Source organism: Bacillus sp. mrc49 (genome assembly GCF_002803435.1).
On the sequence record NZ_PHNG01000570.1, the window covers coordinates 1 to 875 of the forward strand.

Sequence of the window (875 nt, forward strand, 5' to 3'; positions counted from 1 at the left end):
CGTACAGATGATGCCCGGCTGACGATCGAAGTCATGAAGGCAGCCGTCGATAAAGGGGCGACACCGATTAATTATACGCGAGTGGATAAGTTGTTATATGAAAACGGAAAGGTATCTGGGGTCCAGGTTGCCGATTTACTATCTGGGGCCGCGTATGAAATTCATGCAGACAAAATCATCAATGCAGCAGGACCTTGGGTGGATTCAATCCGCGAAAAGGACCAATCGAAGCAGGGAAAAACGCTGAAGCTTTCAAAGGGTGTTCATGTGGTCATCGACCAAGCGAAATTCCCCTTGAAGCAGGCGATTTACTTTGATACGCCCGATGGACGGATGATCTTTGCCATCCCAAGAGCAGGTAAGGCTTATGTGGGCACAACGGATACGTTTTATGATGGCAATCCGGCCGTTCCGAAGGTTACATCGGCAGATCGAACTTACTTATTGAAGGCGATTGACTATATGTTCCCGCAGGTGAAGATTTCCGAGGATGATATCGAATCAAGCTGGGCCGGAGTAAGACCATTGATTCTGGAGGAAGGGAAGGACCCTTCGGAAATTTCCCGGAAAGATGAAATTTGGGAGTCCGATTCGGGACTGATCACGATAGCGGGCGGGAAATTGACCGGCTATCGCAAAATGGCGAAAACGACGGTCGACCTTGTGGCAGGGAAGTCCAATAAGTCGTACCCAGCGAGCAAGACGAAGGGCATGCCGATTTCCGGAGGCAACGTCGGGGGATCGAGAAACTTTTCAAGCTATATTAAGCAACAAATGCAAGCGGGAGTGGACTCTGGGCTATCTGTCAAGGATTCCGAGGATCTATTGGCCATGTATGGGTCAAACGCACATCTGTTATTCGATATCGCCAAAAC

1 protein-coding gene is annotated in these 875 nt (G+C 49.4%); it reads left to right on the plus strand.

The window, feature by feature from the left end:
* The coding region (locus tag CVN76_RS05950; protein ID WP_157805558.1) for a glycerol-3-phosphate dehydrogenase/oxidase at positions 1–875 on the plus strand (875 nt) is incomplete at both ends.